We start from the raw sequence: 21,928 nt of genomic DNA, 5'->3' as shown, positions 1-21,928 counted from the left end.
TACTTTTAAGTGTGGTCAGTTAAAAAGAGTGCCCGCCGGGGGACGGAGCACAAAACTGTTTGCCGTGGCATTACCGGCGCCGGCTGCCTGGTTGATCTGCACGATTCCGTTTGCGTTCCTGAAGGCCTCGCTGGAAATGCTGGCCTCGCGGACGCTGCGAATGGCGTTGGACTGCCCCAGACTCCCGTTTTTCGGGGCCGTCGCGGATAGCTCCCCATCCGAGACGGTCTCGACTCCGAGCGCCGCAGTGCCCAACTGGGTGCTGTTGCGCTGCAGATTCCCTGCTCCGGCCGACTGGTTCACCAGCACCGCGCCGGAAGTATTCGAAAAGGCGTTGGCTTCGATCGAAGCCTGCGCGTGCGTGACGTTCGCGGCCACCGACGCGCTTTGTGTGCTCGCGTTCGCGTTGCCGGCCACGGCGCCGTTCGTCACCGTGATCTGGTTGGCCTGCGCGTTGTCGAGGCCGGCCGTTTCGTTGACCGTGAACGCGCCGCTGACACCCGCGCCCGCGCCGGTGCCGATCGTCGCGGTCGCGCCGATCACCGGGGCCGGCTGCGGCTGGGCCTGGGCGTGCGCCTGCGCCGCGACGAGGCCCGACGCGCCGACGCACACGCAGAGCGAAGCGCACCGCAGCGGTTTCATCACGCGGCCGAAGGGGAGGTGGATAAGCGAACTCATTTCAAACCTCCGAGCGCGCCGCCGAGCACGTTCGACAGCGGCGCGAGCGCGCCCGTCACCGACGAGCTGATCGTGCCGCCGATCCCCGGCGCCGGTGCGCCGATCCCGCCGGCGTTCAGCGCGACGTTGCTGCCGGTCGCCTTGCCGCTCAGGATCTGCGTGACCGCCTGCATGCCGGTGCCGCTGAGCACGCCGCCCGAAGCGACGCCGGTCGACCCGTGCGCGTTCGTCAGGTCGGCGTCGCCCACGAGCGTGGCGATCGCCGGATTGAACGAGTTGGACGGGAACGTGGTGGCGCGCACGGCGACCGGATCCTGATCGCGCGGTACGGGGACGAACGCATCGCGCGGCGTGACGCTGCGCTCGACGATGATGTCGCCCGGATTGGCGACCTGTTCGGCGCGCGCGTGGCCGGCAAAGCCCGTGGTGAAGGCGGCGGCGAGAACGGCGGCGCCGAGCCTTACCGCACCTGGCCGGGCGCGCGTGCCATCCGGCGACGCCGCCGGCAGCCCGGCGGCGCGCGGCGTCAGAAGGTTCGTCGTCATGTCCCGGTCCTTTCTCTCTCGTGTCCTGGGTCCTGCCGCTTTGCCGCGCGTTGTCTCGGGCGGGCCGGCCGGTCCTGTACTGCCTGCTGGTTCGGGCTACTTTCTCTGGTACGTCGCGACGTTGCCCTGGGCGGCGCGCGCGGCGTCGACCGGAATGGGCAGCGGCGAGGGCGGGGCTATCTCGTCCCACAACGTCACCTGGTTGCCGCCGCCTTGCATCAACTGCGGTGTCGCGGCCACCATCAACATGCCGACCGCGCCGCCGCGTTGCCGCGACAGCACCTGATCGTCGAGCGAAATATCGTTCACGGATGCAGCATCGTCGCGTGCGCTGGTTGCGTTCGCGGCGACCTGGCTGTCGGTATCCGTAAGGGGCGGCGCGGCGATTTGCCCGCTGGCGGAAGAACTGCCGGCGGCATCGCCGGATTCCGCCAGCGTGGCGGATTGGGCCGGCGCGGCTGGGGTTGTCTGGGCACTGGCGGCCAGCGGCAGCGCGTTTAATACGAGCGCCGCGAAAATTGCCAAGCACGGTGCACGGCTAATCAGATCGATGCGGAAAGCGAGGCGCATGATGTGTCTCCCTGGTGCACGCCATTTAGCGAAACATGTGCCATCGCTCGCAATCCTTTGATACGTCTGGACCCGACCCACATAACCCGAAGTAATGCCGTCGAAATCGGAAAAAAACGTTTCAGCACTGAAACGGCACAGCAGAAAATACCTATAATTTGTTAAACGGAAAGGTACGAACTACCTTCTGACGAACACTGGTAAAAGCGCTTCCACAAATGTTTTATTGGTAGGCTGAATAAATCGCTATCGGCCGCCAAGCCTTGATGGGCAAAGGGTCCCTGATTAAATTCGCATAATTGTTTTCGAAGCGGCGCGCGTATAGTAAGCTCTCGAAAAACAGCTTTGGATTTTAAAAAAGGCCCATAACAGGCCGTCTCAAACACACACGCCGCTTTCTTGGGGATCAGCTGTCCGCACGGAATGGAATGGCCGTTCGGTTTTTGCGATTTGCGAATCCCGAATGAGTCAGCGTGTCTGAACTGCAGTTTCAGGTGCATGCGTCGTCCTTAACGTTCGTTGACGAGAGGATCTGAATAATGGAACCCGCAACGCGGCAACTGATTTACGTTTCGCGCGATCCGAGCGCGGAGCTGAATACGCGTTTTCTGCAGCGTGGCTGGCATGTCGAAGTCGTGGGATCGGCGCGCGATGCGCGCAGGGCAGTTCGCGCCGGTATGGCGGCGGGCGGTTTGCTCGATCTTTCCAGCGATTTCCAGCCGCACGAGATCGCCGCTTTCGAATCCTGCCTGACCATGCCGAACGTCGGCTGGGTCGCGGCCACTACCGCGGGACAATTGCAGGACGCCGCGTTGCGCCGGCTCGTGCGCGACTACTGTTTCGATTACGTCACGGTGCCGTATTCGGGCGATCGCATCGTCGATTCGGTCGGTCATGCGTACGGCATGATCTCGCTCGGCGAAACCGCGTCGAACGACGGCTCGCAGGGCGCCGAGGGCGAGATGGTCGGCTCGTGCGACGCGATGCTCGCGCTGTTCCGCTCGATCCGCAAGGTCGCGATGACCGACGCGCCGGTGTTCATCTCCGGCGAATCGGGCACCGGCAAGGAACTCACCGCGGTTGCGATTCACGAGCGCTCGGCGCGCCGCAACGCGCCGTTCGTGCCGATCAACTGCGGCGCGATTCCGCCTCATCTGCTGCAATCCGAGCTGTTCGGCTACGAGCGCGGCGCGTTTACCGGCGCGAATCAGCGCAAGATCGGCCGGGTCGAAGCGGCCAACGGCGGCACGCTGTTTCTCGATGAAATCGGCGATCTGCCGCTCGAAAGCCAGGCGAGCCTGCTGCGCTTTTTGCAGGAGCGCAAGGTCGAGCGGCTCGGCGGACACACGGCGATCGACGTCGACGTGCGGATCATTTCGGCGACGCACGTGGACATGACCGCGGCGATGATCGAAGGACGCTTCCGCTCCGACCTCTATCACCGGCTGTGCGTGCTGCAGATCGACGAACCGCCGTTGCGCGCGCGCGGCAAGGACATCGAGCTGCTCGCGCGTCATATGCTCGAGCGTTTCAAGAAAGATGCGAGCCGCCGTCTGCGCGGCTTCGCGCCCGACGCGATCGCGGCGCTGCATAACTACGGCTGGCCGGGCAACGTGCGCGAGCTGATCAACCGGGTGCGGCGCGCGATCGTGATGTCGGAAGGGCGCGCGATCACCGCGCGCGACCTCGAGCTCGCCGAGTATGTCGAGATCGTGCCGGTGTCGCTCGCGCAGGCGCGCGAAGCGGCCGAGCGTCAGGCGATCGAGCTTGCGCTGCTGCGTCATCGCGGACGGCTCGGCGACGCGGCGCAGGAACTCGGCATCTCGCGCGTGACGCTGTACCGGCTGCTGTGCTCGCATGGCATGCGCCATATGGAAGGCGAGCCGATGTCGACGCCGCACGGCGATTTGCCGGCTTCGGTGCAGCATCTTTGAAGTCGCGCGGGCGACGCGCCCGCCGAGGGTACGGGATAGGCGCGGCTGCGCGTCCTTCCCGGCGCGCTTTTCCATCCGTTCCGAACTTCCCCCACGATTTCCAACGCGCCACGCCATGACCGGGCGTCGTGCGGTCGCGCTTGTTAGAATCGGGTTTTGTTCAATCCCGCGGCGCATCTCGAGTTTCAGGCGCCGTGCTGAAGGAAACCGCATGAAACAATACCTGGACCTCGTCCGCACGATTCTCGATACCGGCACGTGGCAGGAAAACCGCACCGGCATCCGCACCATCAGCATGCCGGGCGCGATGCTGCGCTTCGATCTGCAGCAAGGCTTCCCCGCGGTCACGACGAAGAAGCTCGCGTTCAAGTCGGCGATCGGCGAGCTGGTTGGGTTTCTGCGCGCGTCGCGCAGCGCCGCGGATTTCCGCGATCTCGGCTGCAAGGTGTGGGACGGCAACGCGAACCAGAACGAACAATGGCTCGCGAATCCGTATCGCGAAGGCCCCGACGATCTCGGCGACGTGTACGGCGTGCAGTGGCGCAAGTGGCCCGCGTACAAGGTGCTCGACGCCGGCGCGAGCGCGCAGCTCGCCGATGCGCGCTCGCGCGGCTTTCGCGTGATCACGCAATTCGACGAAGACGGCCGCCCGAAGGTGCTGCTGTACAAGGCGATCGACCAGTTGCGCCAGTGCCTCGACACGATCATGCAGAACCCCGCCGACCGGCGCATTCTGTTTCATGCATGGAATCCGGCGGTGCTCGATCAGATCGCGCTGCCGGCCTGCCATCTGCTTTACCAGTTTTTGCCGAACGTCGCGCGCCGCGAAATTTCGCTGTGTCTGTACATCCGCAGTAACGACGTCGGGCTCGGCACGCCGTTCAATCTGACCGAAGGCGCGGCGCTGCTGCATCTGGTCGGCCGGCTGACGGGCTATACGCCGCGCTGGTTCAGCTATTTCATCGGCGATGCGCACATCTACGAGAATCAGCTCGACATGCTGCACCAGCAACTGAAGCGCGAGCCGTACGAGAGCCCGCGGCTCGCGATTTCGGACCGCGTACCCGAGTACGCGAAGACCGGCGTGTACGAGCCGGAATGGCTCGAGAAGATCGAGCCGGCGGATTTCTCGCTGGTCGGCTATCGACATCATGAGCCGCTGACGGCGCCGATGGCGATCTGATGTCAGGTGATGGTGCGCTGTAACGCGCCCACGCCGTGTATGAAAAAACCCCGCGATTTTTTCGAATCGCGGGGTTTTTTGTTGTCGCTTCCGTGTCCGCGTGCTGCCGCGGACATGGGGCGGCGGGCAGGGCGCTCAGCCTTTGTGATGCTCGTCGCGATTGCCGCCGCCCTGGTGCTGCTCGGCGTGTTGCGGCTGCGGCTGCGGCTGCGGTTGCGGACGCGGCTGCTGTACCTGCTGCGGACGGGGTTGCTGCATCTGCGGGCGCGGTTCAGGACGGGGCTGCGGCATGGGCTGTGGACGCGGCTCGAAATGCGGCTGCTGCGCCTGTCGGAACTGCGGTTCGGGGCGCGGCTGCTGAACCTGTTGCGGTCGCGGCTCGAAGCGCGGTTGTTGCGCCTGCTGAGGCTGCGGTTCGGGGCGCGGTTGCTGCATGGGCTGCGGACGCGGCTGCTGCGCCTGCTGAGGCTGCGGCACCTGTTGCGGCCGCGGTTCAAAGCGTGGCTGCTGGGCCTGTTGTTGCTGCGGCTCGGCGCGCGGCGGCTGCTGCATGGACTGCATCGGCTGCGGCCGGCCCCCCGGCTGATGCGCCTGCTGCTGCGCGGCCGGGTTCTCCACCGGATGCGGCACGCCAGGCTGCTGCGGGCCGCCCGGTTGAGCCGTATGCGGCGCCTGCTGGGCCATCGGCGTATGCGGCCGGGTCCAGGCCGGCTCGGATCGGCCGACCGCGCCCCATTGCTGGGGGGCGCCGTGCTGCTGCGCGCCGGGTTGCGCATTGGCGACCGGCAGATTGCCGCCTCCCGCCTGCGGCGGCCGCGGCACGCCATTCGACGGATGTGCCGTTTGCCCAGTTTGTCCCATCATTGCGCCCGGCTGCGGCGGACGCCCGTTGGCGGCCATCTGCGACGGCATGCCCGGCCGCGCCTGTGGCGCTTCGCCGTGCGGGCCCGGCGCCGGCCCTTCGCCGGGCCGCTGACCAGCCTGCTCGATACCATGCGGCGCGCCGGCGCCAGGCGTACCCGGTGCTCCCGCGGCCATCCCCGGCGGCCGTCCCGGCACATGCGACTGCACGACACGCACGTTCGCGATCGGCGATGCGCCGGTCAGATGCGCGGGCACCGACGTCCGCACGACCGGCTGGCCGCCGCCCGGCACCCGTCCGCCGCTTTTCGCGAAACGCTGCGCGAGGTCGTCGCGATACGCAGCCGGCATCGCGGGATTGCGCGTCGCGACGACCGGCCGCGCGGCAACGCTCGCCGGTGGCCGGTAATTCGCGCGCCGCAGATCCGGCCCGAAGCTCTGGCGCACCGGCGCGATTCCCGGCGCGCCGGGGTTGATGCGCGCGTTGTGCCATTGACGCGGATCGACCTTCTGCGCGAAGCGTCCGACCGGCTGACCGTGCACGAATGCCGTCGCCGGTACGGCCGTCACACCGCCGGGAACGCGATAGTTCACGTACGTGTTGTGGATGTTCACGTCGCGGTGATAGTCGTTGATGATCGTCGTGCGGTTCACGCGGTTGTAGTACCCGGGGCTCCAGCGGTCGGGACCGCCCCAGTGCGGATGCCACGGCTCGCCCGGCCCGAGCGGGAACCATGCGACACCGGCCGCGATCGCTCCGCCGATCGCCAGATTCACGCCCCAGTCGACGCCGCCGTCGTCGTCGCCGACGAACGCCACCAGCGCCGGCGCGTAGACGGGCGGCGGCGCTTCGACTTCGAGCGGACCCGGCACCCACGCCCAGGTATCGTCGACCTGGGCCCAGCGGCCGTAGTGGTAGGGCGCGAAGCCCCACGGTTCGTCGTCGACCCAGGTCCAGCCCCACGGCGCCTGCCAGACCCAGTGGCCATCGTGATAGGGCGCCCAGCCGGCCGGCGTCGCGCGCGGCACCCACACTTCGCCGTACTGCGGGGTGTCGCGCCACGTGCCGTTGGCGTCGAGATCTTCATAGCCGGGGATGTCGCGCGATACGTAGCGCGCCGACACCGAGCGGTCTTCCGTGGCGTCGCGGTTGGCCGCCCACTGGTCGAGGCTGTCGGGAGCGGGCGCGCGCGCGTCGGCGAGCTGTTGCAGGTTCGTGCCGGCGAAGCGGATCTGCTGGCCCGCCGCGACCGGCACCTGGCCGCCGTCGCCGTACGCGATCGCGCTGCCGCTGCGCACGGTGACGGTGGTGCTGCTGCCGTCCGGCGCGACATCGACGCGATAGTCACCGGGGCCGTTCACGCCGAGCGCGAGGTTCGGCGTGTCGATTTCATAGGACGAGCCCGGCGCGAGTTCGCGCACGTGCGTCGACAGCGTGCCTTGCGCGACTTTCAGTTGCGCGCTGGTATCGTCGAGATTGAGCACGTCGAGGCTGGTGTTCTGGCCGAGGCGCACCGCGGTCGAGCCGATGTGCAGCTCGGAGCGCGCGTTCTGGTCGTTCCAGAGCTGGTCGCCGGTCGTGAGAGGGCGGTTGATCTGCGCGTACGACCAGTCGGTGGCGCCGGCGGGCTCGGTGGTCACGGTGCCGGCCGTGTAGTTAAGACGCGCGACGCGTCCCGGCGGATCGCCGGCCGGCGTGGTTGCGGCCGCGGCCGTGGGCGGCGCGGGCTGCGCTTCCTGCGCGAATCCGACTTGCGCGGCCAGCGCGAGGACGGCGGCCGCGATCAGCGTATAGCCGGCAATCTGGCGTTTGATTCGGGGTTGCCTTGAGGGCTGCGTGATGGGTGTCATGACTGATCTCCGGCGGACGCGGCAATCCGCCGGGTCCGTTCAGTCACTGTACCCGCCGCCTATGTTTCAAGGCCCCCACTTTTGTAAAGTTAATTCGCTGGCATGTAACAAAAGGTCTCGATGGGAGGGGGCGGTCCGGCGGCGCTGTTTGCAGTATTCCGGATGAAACGGCCCCATTACATACGAGCAAACGGCTCACGGAGCCAGAAACGCGTCGAAATACTGGTGGCCGGCCGGCGTGATGCGCAGCACGCGCGGCCGCTCGGTCCGTTCGACCCAGCCGTGCGCCGACCACGTATCGAGCAGCGCCGCGCCGAGCGCGCCGCCCAGATGCGGGCGGCGCACGCTCCAGTCCGGGCAGGTGCACGCGAAGCGTCGGCGGCGGCTCTTTTGCGCGGACAGGTCGATGCCCCAGTCGGCGAAGCGGGCCGCGCCCTGCGCGGTGGCGTCGAGCGACGCGCCGTGCTGCGTCAGCAGACCGCGCTCGAGCATCCGCTCGAACATCCGCACCGACAGCTCGCCCGCCATATGGTCGTAGCAGGTGCGCGCGTAGCGCATCTCGAGCGGCACGGTGCGCGCGGGGCGCGGCGCGGCCCGTTGCGGCGCGCTGACTTGCGCGACGTTGGCGAGCGCCTCGATCGACGCGGCGATTTCCGGCGACGCAATGCGGAAATAGCGATGCCGCCCGCGCACCTCGAGCGCGAGCAGCCCGCCGTCGGTGAGGCGCGCGAGATGCGCGCTTGCCGCCGACGGCGACAGCCCGGCGATCATCGTCAGTTCGCCGGCGGGGCGGGCGCTGCCGTCCATCAGCGCCCACAGCATCGCGGCGCGGCCGGGGTCGGCGAGCAGCGCGCCGATACGGCTCAGGCCGGGGAAATGGTTCTGGTCGTCTGCGATGGGGGAGGTCATCGTGAGTCTCCTGGTTCGGCGGCGGATGGCAGATCGCGCTGCGATGTTTTCCACTGTACCGGGCTGCGCAATTCGATGTTTCAGCCCAACGTGAACAATGAAATACGGAGACTACGGAAAGTCGGCCGAGCAGCAAGGAGCGCTCAGGCAGCGCGCCGAAGCCCGACGCGATGCTTTCCATCGCATGCGTTCCGGCGTCATACCGTGCCGCCAGGCTAGAATCGGAATCTGTCCTTGCGGGAAAACGTCGTGATGAAAACTCTTCTGGCCGCCGCCACGGCGGTTCTGCTGTTCAGCGCCTGCGCACAGGGCGGGGCCGGCTCGGGCTCGGCGGGCAGCGGCAGCATCACCATGTACGGCACGATCGACGAAGGCATCAGCGTCCACAACTAGGGCGACGCGCGGCCCATTCACGTTCGAGCCCGCGTTTGAACGCGAACGCACCGGGCCGCCGCGCCCCGCGGCCGGCCATCCCCCAATCGCTCTCCAAGCGACGCCGCCGCCGTACACAATATTGCGCTCGTATAATCGCCTCCTTTCAATGCATCCGAGTGACCGGAGTCAAAATGAGCACTCTTCCCACAGTACCGATGGAGCGTTCGGAAACCACGTTCCGCTTTCTCGCCGAACCGAGTTCCGTCAACTTCGGCGGCAAGGTGCACGGCGGCGCGCTGATGAAGTGGATCGACGAGACCGCCTATGCGTGTTCGGCGGTGTGGTCGGGGCGCTATTGCGTGACGGTCAGCGTCGGCAACATCCGCTTTCGCCGGCCGATCCTGGTCGGCAACCTCGTCGAACTGCGCGCGCGGGTCGTCGCGACGGGCCGCACCAGCATGCATATTCACGTGTCGGTGCAGGCGGGCGATCCGAAGGGCGGCGAGCTGCTGCAAACCACGGACTGCCTCGTCGTGATGGTCGCGGTCAACGAGAACGGTCATCCGTTGCCGGTGCCCGCGTTCGTGCCGCAGACCGACGAGCAGAAACGCCTCGCCAAATATGCGATGGATGTGAAGGAAGCGCTCGACGCGATCGTCGAGCTGAAGCCTGAAGAAGTGGCGCAGGGGAAGATCTGAGCAAAGGGGCGTGCGGGCGGCGGCCACGCAGTTCGCCGCGGATGGCCACGCACGTGACGTTCGCGCGAAACCTCACGCATGCACTTCGCCGCGCCGCCGCTCACGCACCCCTACCCATTCACCCCGCCGTCCGCCCGACCATATCCTTCGGCCGTACCCATTCATCGAACTGCTGCTCGCTGACATAGCCGAGCGCGAGCGCCGCCGCCTTCAGCGTCGTGCCTTCCTTGTGCGCCTTCTTCGCGATCTGCGCGGCCTTGTCGTAGCCGATGTGCGGATTGAGCGCCGTCACCAGCATCAGCGATTCGTTGAGCAGCGTATCGATGCGCTCGCGATTCGGCTCGATGCCGACCGCGCAGTTGTCGTTGAAGCTGTGCGCGCCGTCGGCGAGCAGGCGCACCGACTGCAGCACGTTGTGCGCGATCATCGGCCGGAACACATTCAGCTCGAAGTTGCCGCTCGCGCCGCCGATATTCACCGCGACGTCGTTGCCGAACACCTGCGCGCACAGCATCGTCAGCGCTTCGGATTGGGTGGGATTGACCTTGCCCGGCATGATCGAGCTGCCCGGCTCGTTTTCCGGAATCGACAGTTCGCCGAGGCCGCAGCGCGGGCCGCTCGCGAGCCAGCGGATGTCGTTGGCGATCTTGTTCAGGCTCGCGGCCACCGTTTTCAGCGCGCCGTGCGCGAACACCAGCGCATCGGCGCCGGCCATCACCTCGAACTTGTTGGGCGCCGATACGAACGGCAGGCCGGTCAGCTTGCCGATCGCCGCGGCAACGTTGTCCGCGAACTTCGGATGCGCGTTCAGCCCGGTGCCGACCGCGGTGCCGCCCTGCGCGAGTTCATACAGATGCGGCAGCGCCGACTCGACGTGACGGATGCCGTGCTCGAGCTGCGCGACGTAGCCCGAGAATTCCTGGCCGAGCGTCAGCGGCGTCGCGTCCTGCAGGTGCGTGCGGCCGATCTTCACGACGTCGTCGAATGCCTTCGCCTTGCTGTCGAGGGTATCGCGCAGCGTCTTCAGCGCGGGCAGCAGATGCTTGACGATCGCATACGCGGCGGCCACGTGCATCGCGGTCGGAAACACGTCGTTCGACGACTGGCCGCGATTGACGTCGTCGTTCGGATGCACCTTGCGCGCCTCGCCGCGCTCGCCGCCGAGCAGCTCGCTCGCGCGGTTCGCGATCACCTCGTTGAGGTTCATGTTGGTCTGCGTGCCCGAGCCGGTCTGCCACACGGCGAGCGGAAATTCGCCCGGATGCTTGCCGTCGATGATCTCGTCGGCCGCCTGCATGATCGCGCGGGCCTTCTGCTCGTCGAGCACGCCGAGACCGAGATTGACCTCGGCCGCCACGCGCTTGACGACCGCAAGCGCGGTGATCAGCTCGGGCGACTGCTTCTCGGTCGAAATCCGGAAGTTCTGCAGCGAGCGCTGCGTTTGCGCGCCCCACAGGCGGGCGTTCGGCACCGCGATTTCGCCGAACGTGTCGCGTTCCATCCGTACGTCTTCAGTCATGTTTCACTCCGGTTCTCACAGTTCTGAGTTGACAGGCAACAACGAGAATAGACCCGTTAGCGCGTTCCGGTAAAAACCCGCTTGCGGATCGAAAATATAGGTGCGCGTTTCGCCGTTCTCGACGTCGGTCCACACGAGCGGCGACAACGGCGCGCCGATCGAGCGCAGATACGCGAGCTGGGCCGGGTCGGCCAGCGTCACGTGATAGCTTTCGCTGGGCTGGATCGCGCGCTCGAAGATTTGCGCGACCTGATTCGCGAGTTCCGGGCTGTGGATCACGAGCGCGAGTTCGGTGTTCAGATTGGCCGAGCGCGGGTCGAGATTCATCGAGCCGATCACGAGAATCCGATGGTCGATCACGTAGGTCTTCGCGTGCAGACTCGCGCGCGAACGCGAGCCCGTCAGGCCCAACGGCGCCTGCGCGTCCGGCTTGAATTCGTACAGCTCGACGCCCTGCTCGAGCAGCGGCACGCGGAACGGACTGTAGCCGGCCTGCACGGCGACCGCGTCGGTCGCGGCGAGCGAGTTGGTCAGCACCGCGATGCGGATGCCGCGGTGCGTGAGCTCGCCGGCCGCTTTTACGCCCGCCTCGTGCGGCACGAAGTACGGCGACACGATCAGGAAGTCGTGATGCGCGTCCTGCATCAGCTCGCGCAGCCGTTCCATCGGCGGGCTCACGTAGTCCGGCGACGGATGCTCGATCTTCTCCGGCAGGTCCGCCTTGAATTCGGCCGATGCCCACGTGAGGCCCAACTGCTCGCTCGTGATCTGCGACGCGAGCGGCGTCGCGTTCAGCGGCTTCGCGTTGTACGGATCGGCATTGGCGCGCCAGTGCTGACGCAGGTCGTCGCGCGTCTGGTCGAGTTCCTTCGGGTCGAACGTCTGCTTGTTGAGCACGCGCAGCGGATAGGCGAGGCCGCTGTTCCAGTAGTCGTCGAAACTCGCGGACACGTCGGCGACGATCGGGCCCGCCGCCAGCACGTCGAGGTCGCGGAACTGCAGCGTTTCGCTCGCGCTGAAGTATTCGTCGCCGAGATTGCGCCCGCCGACGATCGCGAGCTGGTTGTCGGCGATCATCGCCTTGTTGTGCATGCGGCGAGTGAAGTGGCCGATCTGCGTGAACAGGTTCGCGGTGCGCTCGAACATCCCTTCCTGCGCGCTGCCGAACGGATTGAACACGCGAATCTCGATGTTCTGATGCGTGTTGAGCCCCGCCATCACGCGGTCGATATCCTTGAAGTTCAGATCGTCGACGAGCATGCGCACGCGCACGCCGTGATCGGCTGCATAGAGCGCGGCGCCGAGCAGCAGCTTGCCGGTGGTGTCCTCGTTGGCGATGTAGTACTGCATGTCGAGCGTTTTCGTCGCCGCGCGCGCGAGCGCGATGCGCATCTGCAGCGCGTCGGTACCGCTCGACAGCACGCGAAAGCCCGATTGCCGCGGATGCTTTGCTTCGAGCGGCGCGAGCGCCTGGCGCAACGGCGTGTCCGCGGTGGCGGGCAGCGCGTGCGTGACTTCGCGATCGAATGCGGTGGCGGGCGGTCTGGTCGCGCAGGCGGTCAGCAGTGCCGCCGTACAGCACAACAGGAAAAAAAGTCTGGTGGTGCCGAATGCCCGCGGGCGGCGCAGCGTGTTCTGATTCTGTTCGAGATGCCCCTGCACGTGGTGTTCTCCCTCTTTGTTCGCAAGCGTCTCGTGGCGGCTGGCTGGCGCGGACGGTGTGTCCGCGCTGTCGAGCGATCCATTCTAAGGGGAATCGGGCGGCCGGTTTCTGTTCGCCGGCGCGGGGTAAGCCGGATAGCTGAAGCGATGCGGCCGCGTGGGCCGGATGGGCTCGATGCGGCGGAACAAAACATGCCGCTTCGCGCGCTTATTAGACGCGCTCCGCGGCGTTCAGCGCGCGCTCGCCGTCGGGATGCGTCGAGCCTTTCGCCGGACGGCCCGCCCAGAAGCCCGCGAGCAGCGAGCCCGACAGGTTGTGCCACACCGAGAACAGCGCGCCCGGCAACGCCGCGAGCGGCGTGAAATAGAGCTTGCCGAGCGTCGCGGCGAGGCCGGAATTCTGCATGCCGACTTCGATCGCGAGCGTGCGGCAGATGGCTTCGTCGAAACCGAGCAGACGCCCGCCCCAGTAGCCGCCGAGCAGCCCGATACCGTTATGCAGCACGACGCCGACCATCACGACGAGGCCGACCGACGCGATGCTCTTCTGCGTGCCGCCGACCACCGCGCCGATGATCAGCACGATCGCGACCATCGAGATCAGCGGCAGGATCGGCTCGATCTTGCGCACCAGCTTGCCGAACAGATGGTTGACGACGAGACCGACGACGATCGGCAGCGCGACGATCTGCAGGATGCTCATCAGCATGCCGCGCACGTCGACGACGATCGACGCATCCACGTAAAGACGCGTGAGCAGCGGCGTCGCGAATACGCCGACGAGCGTCGACAGCGCGCTGATCGTCACCGACAGCGCGACGTCGCCGCGCGCGAGGTAGATCATCACGTTCGATGCGGTGCCGCTCGCGACGCTGCCGACCAGCACCATGCCGGCGGTCAGATCGGGCGGCATGCGCAGCGCCTTCGCGATGACCCACGCGGCGAGCGGCATCACGAGGTAGTGCAGCACGATGCCGGCGATCACCGGCGCGGGGCGCGTGAACACGCGCAGGAAGTCGGAAGTGGACAGCGTGACGCCCATCGCCAGCATGATGATCGTCAGAAGCGTGGTGACGTGCGGCGCGACGCCGGAGAACGAGGCGGGCGAAAAGTAGGCGGCGATCGAGACGAGCACGGCCCAGAGCGGGAACAGGCGGGTGACACGGGCAAGCATGGCGGATGGATCCTTGTTTATGTTTTATCGCGAGAAAGCGGTGCTACGAGGCGCGACTGGGCTTTGGCCGCGCGCAGTTGCCGCATGTGGCAGCGGTCGCGCCCAGGCGGCAAGCCGGAACGGCAAACTGAAGCGGCAAGCCGTGAGGGCGGTGGTGGGCCCGTGGGCTGTGCGGGGCCGGCGCGGAGTCTTCGTGAGGCGCGGCGCCTGGCGGGTCGCGGCGCGATAGCGTGGGTGAATGCTGCCGTGCCGAGGCTGGCATTTTACCTTTTGCAGGGAGCGCTTCAGGAGTGACGCTCGGGGCGGAGCGCAAGCCGGGAGTTTCAGCACGCCCGGACGCGCAAGCGTTCGCTCAAACCGGCGTCGCCGGCGGCGCGACCGGCGTGCGCGGCACCTGCCGCAAGCTCAGCTTGTGAAACCGCAGTGTCATCAGCACCGCGACGCTCGCCAGCCCGGCCGCGAGCCCCCACCACAGCCCGCGCGCGCCGAGCCCGAAATGAAACGCGAGCGTATAGCCGGTCGGGAATCCGATGATCCAGTACCCGAACGACGCGGCGATCATCGGCACGCGCGTGTCCTTCAGACCGCGCAGACAGCCGGAGCCGACCGTCTGCATACCGTCGACGATCTGGAAAATCGCGGCCACGCCGAGCAGCGAACTGGCGAGCGCGACGGTCGGCGCGTTGGCCGGATCGTCGAGATGCAGATAGAGGCCCACGATCCAGTGCGGCGCGGTGATCAGCACGACTCCCGACATCGTCATGAAGCCGACCCCGAGCGCGAGCGCGACGAAGCCCGCGTGACGCGCGGCGAGCGGCTGGCCGGCGCCGGCCCAGTAGCCGACCCGCACGTTGGCCGCCTGGCCGATCGACAGCGGCACCATGAACGCCACCGACGCGACGTTCAGCGCGATCTGATGCGCGGCGAGCTGAGACTCGCCGAGCAGGCCGACCATCAGGCCGGTCGCGAGAAAAAGCGTCGATTCGACGCCGTAGGTGATCGCGACCGGCCAGCCGATGCCGAACAGTTCGCCCATCAGCGGCAGTCTGGGCCGCGTCGCGACGACGAAATGCCGGAAGCGCGGCCGCAGATGCAGCAGCGCCATCAGCACGAGCGCGGTCAGCCACACGGTGATCGTGGTCGCGGCCGCCGAGCCGAGAAAGCCGAGCCGCGGCAGCCCGTACGCGCCGTGAATCAGCCCGTAGTTCAGGAAACCGTTCACGCCGACGCTCGCAATCGAGACCCACAACAGCCGCCGCGCGGCGCCGATCGCCGGCAGGAACGAGCGCATCAGGCCGACGCCGATCAGGCTCGCGGGCGCGGCCCAGCGCAGCACGGCCGCGTATTTGCCGACGTTGTGCGCGAGCAGGCCCGGTTCGCCGAACGCGAGCAGGATCTGCGACGCGAACGACAGCAGGATGAACGCCGGCACCGACAGCAGCACCGACAGCACGAAACCGGTCCAGTAGATATGCGGCACGCGGCTGTCGTTCTGCGCGCCGCGCGCGTGCGCGACGCTCACGCTGACCGAGGTCAGCACGCCCTGCAGCAGCGTGACGACGACGAAAAAGAGGTTTGCGCCGAGGCCGCCGGCGGCGAGCGCGTCGGGACCGAGCGAGCCGAGCAGGATCGTGTCGGTGACGCTCATCGCCATCTGCGAGAGCTGCGCGATCGCGAGCGGCGCGGCGAGCCGCGCGGTATCGGCCGCGTGGCGGGAGAAAGTAGGCGGCCGGGTGGCCACCCGGGCGAAGCCGGATTGGGTCATGAAACGCGTGGTGGCGGAAAGTGGCGGCAGCGAGGCGGAGGAGGCGGAAGCGGCGGCGCGTGGCGTCGATCTGCGCGCTGTCGGGTTCCGCGGCTCGGCGGGGCAGTGGGCGGCGGGGAAAATCCGCGGCGCGCTGGCGAGCCGCTTAGCCGATTCTGCTGGCCGGTGGCGTGGTCCGTCGTTTATCTGTCGAAACCGACAGCTTATTGCCTCGCCTGGCCGATGTCGATGGCGAACGCACGATTATGGTGCGCGGCGGATTATTCGAGGTGTTTCGGGAGGATTCCGTGGTTCAAGGCAGCTTAAGGCAACCTAAGGCAGCCTAAGGCAGTCAAGGCAGGCGGCTTCGGGCCGCGCTCAGCCTTCGTGCACCGCGATCCGCGTGTCGCCGAGCAGTACCACCTGGCCCGCGCGGATCTTGCACGTTTTACGCGTTTCGACCCGGCCGTCGACCGTGACCGCTCCTTGCGCGACCATCATCTTCGCGGCGCCGCCGCTGTCCGCGAGGCCCGTTATCTTCAGGAGATTGTGCAGTTCGACGTAGTCGCCGGTGAGTGTGAAATTGAGGTTGGGCATGGCTTTTGCGCCTTCGGGCAGCGTGGCGGTCGGGGTTCGCATCATAAAGCAACCGGCCGGCCCGCAAGCAATTGAAAGCAGATGTTATGCACCTGTCGGAAAGTGAAACGCTCCGTAACACTGGTCGTAACGGATGAATTTCACTCCTAAAGTGCAGTGCTGCAAGCAAAGCCCGCTGGATTGCCGGAATCCATCCCGGAAGCTCAGCGGCGTGTAGACCGGGCGAGGCGCGCGGGACACCACGTCATCGCGACGCCGGACCGTTCGCCCGTGTCACCACAACTTTTAGAGAGGATAACCATGACCCAGATCCGTTCGCTCCTGATCGGTACCGCCCTCACTGCTTTTGCCGCGACTGCCGCCGTCGCGCAGACAGATCAGACCGCGCAGCCGGCCGCGGGCATCGGCGCTCAGGCGCAGATGCAGACGCAAGGTGCCGCCGGCGTCGCGCCTTCGCCGGCGCCGTCCGCGCAAGGTATGCAGCCGGATGCGGCGCCCGCCGCGCAGGGCGTTCAGCCGCCTCCGCCGCCGAACCGCCTGACGGCGTCGGGCTCGACCGACCCGCTCGTGCAGAAGCGCGATGCCGATGCGAAGGCCAATGCCGAGTATCGCGCGTCGAAGAAGGCGTCGAAGGCGGAGATGAAGGCGCAGCAGAAGGCCGCGAAGGATCAGTACAAGGCGCAGGTGCGCGGCGCGAAGCTGAATCAGAAGGCGGACAAGCAGACTGCCAATAACGAAATGAAGATGAACATGGAAGGGCAGGCTGCCACGCAAGCCGAAGGCGCCGACGTCAAGCATTGAGCCTGGCGGACCCGGCGGCGCGTGAGCCTCGGCGAGGCTTGCGCGCCGCGTCGCCTGGCGAGCAGGCCGATGCCGACAAGGTCAACGCCGAGGCCAATCTGAAGGACACGAAAAAGCACTAGCATGCCGCGAAGCCTCCGGCAGCCCGTCCGTTTCCCCCACACCTGACCTGCAAAAAAGAGCGCTTGTCGTTGTGAGTTGTATGGATATACAGTGTGCGTCGCATCCTGAAAAATCCACTCACGCGCCAACCGATCAGTGTCCACCGTCGCCGAATCCGCTCCGCCTTTCGATACCGCCGCCTGGCTCGCGAAGCTCAACGACGCGCAGCGCGAAGCCGTCGAATACGGAACCGATATACCGCACGCGCCGCCCGGCGCGCTGCTCGTGATCGCCGGCGCCGGCTCCGGCAAGACCAACACGCTCGCGCACCGCGTCGCCAATCTGGTGGTGAAGGGCGCCGACCCGCATCGCATCCTGCTCCTGACTTTTTCGCGCCGCGCGGCGCTCGAAATGACCCGCCGCGTCACGCGCATCACGGCCGGCGCGCCCGGTGCGCGCGCCGCGCTCGCGCAAGGGCTCACGTGGTCGGGCACGTTCCATAGCGTCGGCGCGCGGCTGTTGCGCGAATACGCCGATCTGATCGGTCTCGCGCCCGCGTTTACGATCAACGACCGCGAGGACTCCGCCGACCTGATGAACCTCGTGCGCCATGAGCTCGGACTCTCCGCGAAAGAGCGGCGCTTCCCGGCCAAGGGCACCTGCTTCGCGATCTATTCGCGCGTCGTCAATACCGGCGCGTCGCTCGGCCAGGTGCTCGACAGCGCGTTTGCGTGGTGTCGCGAGTGGGAAGACGATCTGCGCCGGCTGTTCGCCGCATATGTCGACGCCAAGCAGAAGCAGAGCGTGCTCGACTACGACGACCTGCTGCTCTACTGGTCGCATATGGCCGCCGAGCCGGCTATTGCCGCGGATATGTCGGCGCGCTTCGATCACGTGCTCGTCGACGAATACCAGGACACCAACCGTCTGCAGGCGTCGATCCTGCTCGCGTTGAAACCCGACGGCCGTGGCCTGACCGTAGTCGGCGACGACGCGCAGTCGATCTACTCGTTTCGCGGTGCGACCGTGCGCAACATCCTCGATTTCCCCGCGCAGTTCGACCCGCCCGCGCGCCAGGTGACGCTCGAGCGCAACTACCGCTCGAGCGCGCCGATTCTCGCGGCGTCGAACGCGGTGATCGAACTCGCGAGCGAGCGCTACACGAAGAATCTGTGGACCGACAAGGCATCGGCGCAGCGCCCGCGTCTCGTCACGGTCGCCGACGAAGCCGCGCAGGCCCGCTACGTCGTCGAACAGGTGCTCGAGACGCGCGAACAGGGGATGAAGCTCAAGTCGCAGGCGGTGCTGTTTCGCGCCGCGCATCACAGCGCCGCGCTCGAGATCGAGCTGACCCGCCGCAATATTCCGTTCGTCAAATTCGGCGGGCTCAAATTTCTCGATTCGGTGCATGTGAAGGACGTGCTCGCGGTGCTGCGCTGGGCCGAGAATCCGCGCGACCGCGTCGCCGGCTTTCGCGTCGTCCAGTTGCTGCCGGGCGTCGGGCCGGCCACCGCGGCGAAGCTGCTCGACGAGATCGGCGCGCGGGCCGGCGGCGGCGATCCGGTCGCGAGCGCCGGCGGCGTGCTGGCCGCGTTTGCCGCGCCCGCGCGGGCGCAGGAGGACTGGCATCCGTTCGTCAAGCTGATGTCGAGCGTGTACGGGCGGCAGACGCCGTGGCCTGCCGAGTTCGAAATGGTGCGGCGCTGGTACGAGCCGCATCTGGAGCGCAATCACGAGGATGCCGCGATCCGTCACGCGGACGTGCTGCAGATGGAGAGCATCGCGGGCACGTATCCGTCGCGCGAACGCTTTCTGACCGAGCTCACGCTCGATCCTCCCGATGCGACCAGCGACGAATCCGGCGTGCCGCTGATCGACGAGGACTATCTGATCCTGTCGACGATCCATTCGGCGAAGGGTCAGGAGTGGCGCAATGTGTTCGTGCTGAACGGCGTCGACGGCTGCATTCCGTCGGATCTCGGCACCGGCAGCGACGAGGAAATCGACGAGGAGCGGCGCCTGCTCTATGTGGCGATGACGCGCGCGAAGGAGGACCTGCACATCGTCGTGCCGCAGCGCTTTTACGTGCACAACCAGACGCATCTGGGCGACCGTCACGTGTGGGCGTCGCGCACGCGCTTCATCTCCACGCCGATGCTGCCGTTGTTCGACGCCTACGCGTGGCCCCGCGTGCCGGTGGCGAGCGCGCCGAGCGCGGCGGGACTCGCCGCCGCCGCGCAGGCGAAGATCGAGATTGCGGCGAAGCTCAGGAAGATGTGGGATTGAGCGCGCGAAGCGGCGCTGGCTGAAAGACCGCTCCGCTGTGAGGTGACCCGTGCCGGACCGCCCGCAAAACCCCGCCGCGCGCTACCGCGACTGCCGCTGCTGCTGCGCGACCGGACGCGGCGGCACGAAGAAATTGCGCAGCCAGGCCGCGAGCCGCGAGAACACGTCGTCCGGCTCCTCGACGAAGATTTCCGGCTTCAGCAGCCGCAGATATTCCATGATCTGCTGCGCTTCCTGTTTCTGGAAAGTGCCGTGCGAGATGCCGAGCCGCAGCAGCCCGCGCAGCTCGCCGAGTTTCTCGCGCGCGGTGCTGCCCACGCTCGTCTCGCACGCGACCTTCGCCTCGTAGACGCGCTGGCGCAGCGATTCGAAGAGCCGCCAGGCCGGCGTCTGCATCACTTCCTCGAGCGCCTGGATGTCCTGTGCCGCGCTCCTGATCTGCGCGGCGAGCGGATCGACCAGCGCCGCGTCGCCTTCCGCTTCCTTGACGATCGCCGAGGCCCAGTCGCGGCATTGCTTGGCCAGCTCTTCGGGCGTCCATTCCGAGCGCGCCGCGAAACCGAAGCCGAACTCACCCGCCTGCCGCATCAGGATCGCGACGACGTCCGGAAACTCCTTGTCGAGCGTGCGCTTGGCCCACGCGTACTGGCCGCCCTGCAGCATCCGCTGCACTGCGTGCTCGGTCAGCGGCACCATGTTGTCGAGCAGCTTCGCGCGCAAGAAATCCTCGAACGACGGCGTCGCGAACTGCGGATCGAGCTTTAGCGATACCCGCAGAAAGGCCTCGAAGTCCTTGCGCAGCGACGCGATGGTCTCGTCCTTGAGCTTGAGGGTGATTTGACCCATGTGTTATCCCGTTTGATCCTGCCGCGCGGTGTGTGCCCGTCGCCGTACAGCCCGGCCGCATGCGGACCGCGGGGCGACGCGACGCCCGATACCGGCGCCTGATTTCAGCCTGTTGCCGCCTGACCAGCGAGACGAATCCCGATGAGCGGACCTCGACTGCATATCGGCGGGGTTGAGGGAAACTTGAGGGCGCTCGCGCGGTGCGCGGGTAGCGCCGGTCAGGCTGACGGGGGAAAAGAAACGCGCGCGTTTACTTCAGCACGACGCACTGCCAGACGAAGAACACCGTCAGGCCGACCGCGATCGTCAGCAGCGGCCGGCGCGTCAGCGCGCTGACGACGACGGCGGCGAGCGCGCCGACCAGTTGCGGATTGCGCCAGGTCAGCTCGGCATTGGCGCCGTGCGGCGAAACCGCCATCGGCACGATGATCGCGGTCAGCACGGTGACCGGCACGAAGCCGAGCGCGGTGCGCACGAGCGGCGGAAACACCAGCCGGTCGCCGAGCACGAACACGGCCGCGCGGATCAGCCAGGTAATGGCCGCCATGCCGACGATCAGAACGACGTAGTTCATCGCGTGGCCTCCGCGGCGCGGCGCGCGCCGCGCGGATCGAGACGCGACACCGACAGCAGCACGCCGACCGCGACGCCCGCGAACACCGCGCCGAGCAGGCCGAGCTTATACGGCCACGTCTGCCAGAAAAACGCCAGCGTGCCCGCGGTCGCAGCTGCCGCGATATAGCGCAGCGCGACCAGTTGCGGCACGACGATCGCGATGAAGGTCGCGACCATCGCGAAGTCGAGACCGAGCGACTGCAGGCCCGGGAAAGCCGCGCCGAACAGCAGGCCGGCGACGGTCCATAGTTGCCAGTTCAGATACATCGCGAGCCCGGCGCCGAAGAAGTAGTACGGACCGACGGAACCCGGCTCGCGATGCCGGTAGTGTTCCCATGCGACCGCGAACACCTCGTCGGTGAGCAGCGCGCCGAGCGCCCAGCGCCAGCGCGTCGGCAGGTGCGCGACGTGCGGCGCGAGCGTCGCGCTGTACAGCACGTGACGCAGATTGACGACGAGCGTGGTCGCCCAGATGACGGCGAAACTCGCGTGCCCGGCGATCAGGCCGAGTGCGATGAACTGCGCGGAACCGGCGAAGACGACGAGCGACATCAACTGGCCGTGCCACAGGTGCAGCGGGCCGGACGTGACGAGCGTGCCGAAAATGACGCCGAACGGCGCGGCGCCGACCATCATCGGGATGATGTCGCGCGCGCCGGCGGTGAATTCTTTGAGATGGCCCGAGCGGGTGGGCTGGCTTTGGGTGGAATCGGTCAATCTGGCCTCCTTGATTCCGGCAGCATAGCGGCGGAGGGATGATCGGACTTGTACGTTCTTGCGGCCGGACGGTTCTGGATGCGCCGAAGAGGGCAGGCGGCTGGCGCGGGGGAGGGCCGTACTGGCTGGTGCGCCGCGATCGGTTCTTTGCCGCGGCTCCGGCGGCGCGCCGAATCTGCATCAGGAATGCCGCGTGAACGGCTCTGGCCGGGGGGCACTTTGGTTGCGGAGATCCCGTCGCGCGGCAACGCGAATTCGCGT

Annotated in this window: 19 protein-coding genes; 6 read left to right on the top strand and 13 right to left on the bottom strand. The window is 67.1% G+C overall.

Annotated elements, in window-relative coordinates; translation table 11 throughout:
- Window positions 1-15: 15 nt before the first annotated feature.
- The 3 genes from QM685_RS34880 to QM685_RS34870 all read right to left on the bottom strand — a co-directional run bounded on the left by QM685_RS34880 (window position 16) and on the right by QM685_RS34870 (window position 1,793).
- Window positions 16-642 carry a hypothetical protein gene (locus tag QM685_RS34880; RefSeq protein ID WP_415123810.1) on the bottom strand — a complete coding sequence of 209 codons (627 nt, stop codon included), beginning with the start codon at window positions 640-642 and terminating at the stop codon, window positions 16-18.
- Between the two features lie 32 nt (window positions 643-674).
- Entirely contained in the window at window positions 675-1,223 is a 549-nt protein-coding gene (locus QM685_RS34875) for a hypothetical protein (protein ID WP_415123804.1), read from the bottom strand.
- A gap of 96 nt (window positions 1,224-1,319) precedes the next feature.
- Entirely contained in the window at window positions 1,320-1,793 is a 474-nt protein-coding gene (locus QM685_RS34870) for a hypothetical protein (RefSeq protein WP_415123803.1), read from the bottom strand.
- 539 nt (window positions 1,794-2,332) lie between these two features.
- On the opposite strand from QM685_RS34870, the gene QM685_RS34865 reads away from it, so the two are divergent.
- Both QM685_RS34865 and QM685_RS34860 read left to right on the top strand, forming a co-directional pair.
- Window positions 2,333-3,727 (top strand): sigma 54-interacting transcriptional regulator, encoded by a 1,395-nt coding sequence (locus QM685_RS34865; RefSeq protein ID WP_415123802.1) that lies wholly within the window; start codon window positions 2,333-2,335, stop codon window positions 3,725-3,727.
- Between the two features lie 211 nt (window positions 3,728-3,938).
- A complete protein-coding gene (locus QM685_RS34860) occupies window positions 3,939-4,910 on the top strand; it encodes a thymidylate synthase (protein WP_415123801.1) in 972 nt (323 codons plus the stop codon).
- 135 nt (window positions 4,911-5,045) lie between these two features.
- Here the strand turns inward: QM685_RS34860 and QM685_RS34855 are convergent, their stop codons facing one another.
- Both QM685_RS34855 and QM685_RS34850 read right to left on the bottom strand, forming a co-directional pair.
- Complete coding sequence (locus tag QM685_RS34855; RefSeq protein WP_415123800.1) at window positions 5,046-7,622, bottom strand: DUF6600 domain-containing protein; 2,577 nt, start codon at window positions 7,620-7,622, stop codon at window positions 5,046-5,048.
- Between the two features lie 195 nt (window positions 7,623-7,817).
- Window positions 7,818-8,531 carry an ArsR/SmtB family transcription factor gene (locus tag QM685_RS34850; protein ID WP_415123799.1) on the bottom strand — a complete coding sequence of 238 codons (714 nt, stop codon included), beginning with the start codon at window positions 8,529-8,531 and terminating at the stop codon, window positions 7,818-7,820.
- A 252-nt stretch (window positions 8,532-8,783) separates the two neighbouring features.
- On the opposite strand from QM685_RS34850, the gene QM685_RS34845 reads away from it, so the two are divergent.
- Together QM685_RS34845 and QM685_RS34840 are read left to right on the top strand one after the other, a co-directional pair.
- A complete protein-coding gene (locus tag QM685_RS34845) occupies window positions 8,784-8,924 on the top strand; it encodes a hypothetical protein (RefSeq protein WP_415123798.1) in 141 nt (46 codons plus the stop codon).
- A 173-nt stretch (window positions 8,925-9,097) separates the two neighbouring features.
- The gene (locus QM685_RS34840) at window positions 9,098-9,604 is read left to right on the top strand and encodes an acyl-CoA thioesterase (protein WP_415123797.1); all 507 of its coding nucleotides are present in this window, start codon (window positions 9,098-9,100) and stop codon (window positions 9,602-9,604) included.
- 118 nt (window positions 9,605-9,722) lie between these two features.
- Here the strand turns inward: QM685_RS34840 and fumC are convergent, their stop codons facing one another.
- The 5 genes from fumC to QM685_RS34815 form a co-directional block, all read right to left on the bottom strand.
- Window positions 9,723-11,123 (bottom strand): class II fumarate hydratase, encoded by a 1,401-nt coding sequence (gene fumC, locus QM685_RS34835; RefSeq protein WP_415123796.1) that lies wholly within the window; start codon window positions 11,121-11,123, stop codon window positions 9,723-9,725.
- Window positions 11,124-11,138: 15 nt separating this feature from the next.
- Window positions 11,139-12,785 (bottom strand): phospholipase D family protein, encoded by a 1,647-nt coding sequence (locus QM685_RS34830; RefSeq protein WP_415123795.1) that lies wholly within the window; start codon window positions 12,783-12,785, stop codon window positions 11,139-11,141.
- 211 nt (window positions 12,786-12,996) lie between these two features.
- The gene (panS, locus tag QM685_RS34825; protein WP_415123794.1) at window positions 12,997-13,959 is read right to left on the bottom strand and encodes a ketopantoate/pantoate/pantothenate transporter PanS; all 963 of its coding nucleotides are present in this window, start codon (window positions 13,957-13,959) and stop codon (window positions 12,997-12,999) included.
- A gap of 352 nt (window positions 13,960-14,311) precedes the next feature.
- Window positions 14,312-15,724, bottom strand: a complete 1,413-nt coding sequence (locus QM685_RS34820) for an MATE family efflux transporter (protein ID WP_415123793.1) — start codon at window positions 15,722-15,724, stop codon at window positions 14,312-14,314.
- 357 nt (window positions 15,725-16,081) lie between these two features.
- Complete coding sequence (locus tag QM685_RS34815; RefSeq protein WP_415123792.1) at window positions 16,082-16,300, bottom strand: RNA-binding S4 domain-containing protein; 219 nt, start codon at window positions 16,298-16,300, stop codon at window positions 16,082-16,084.
- Between the two features lie 300 nt (window positions 16,301-16,600).
- Between QM685_RS34815 and QM685_RS34810 the strand changes: the two genes are divergently transcribed.
- A complete protein-coding gene (locus QM685_RS34810) occupies window positions 16,601-17,101 on the top strand; it encodes a hypothetical protein (protein WP_415123791.1) in 501 nt (166 codons plus the stop codon).
- Window positions 17,102-17,359: 258 nt separating this feature from the next.
- Window positions 17,360-19,489 carry an ATP-dependent helicase gene (locus QM685_RS34805; RefSeq protein WP_415123790.1) on the top strand — a complete coding sequence of 710 codons (2,130 nt, stop codon included), beginning with the start codon at window positions 17,360-17,362 and terminating at the stop codon, window positions 19,487-19,489.
- An 81-nt stretch (window positions 19,490-19,570) separates the two neighbouring features.
- Here the strand turns inward: QM685_RS34805 and QM685_RS34800 are convergent, their stop codons facing one another.
- The 3 genes from QM685_RS34800 to QM685_RS34790 form a co-directional block, all read right to left on the bottom strand.
- Window positions 19,571-20,335 carry a DUF4088 family protein gene (locus tag QM685_RS34800; protein ID WP_415123789.1) on the bottom strand — a complete coding sequence of 255 codons (765 nt, stop codon included), beginning with the start codon at window positions 20,333-20,335 and terminating at the stop codon, window positions 19,571-19,573.
- A 250-nt stretch (window positions 20,336-20,585) separates the two neighbouring features.
- Window positions 20,586-20,909 carry an AzlD domain-containing protein gene (locus QM685_RS34795; RefSeq protein ID WP_415123788.1) on the bottom strand — a complete coding sequence of 108 codons (324 nt, stop codon included), beginning with the start codon at window positions 20,907-20,909 and terminating at the stop codon, window positions 20,586-20,588.
- Window positions 20,906-21,667, bottom strand: a complete 762-nt coding sequence (locus tag QM685_RS34790; protein WP_415123787.1) for an AzlC family ABC transporter permease — start codon at window positions 21,665-21,667, stop codon at window positions 20,906-20,908. The genes QM685_RS34795 and QM685_RS34790 overlap by 4 nt, the downstream gene beginning before the upstream one ends.
- Window positions 21,668-21,928: the final 261 nt, after the last annotated feature.

Source organism: Paraburkholderia sp., from assembly GCF_047605525.1.
In the GTDB taxonomy this organism is placed as follows: Bacteria; Pseudomonadota; Gammaproteobacteria; order Burkholderiales; family Burkholderiaceae; genus Paraburkholderia.
The sequence above is the reverse complement of the archived record's forward strand: the minus strand, read 5'-3'. Positions and strand labels throughout refer to the sequence as shown.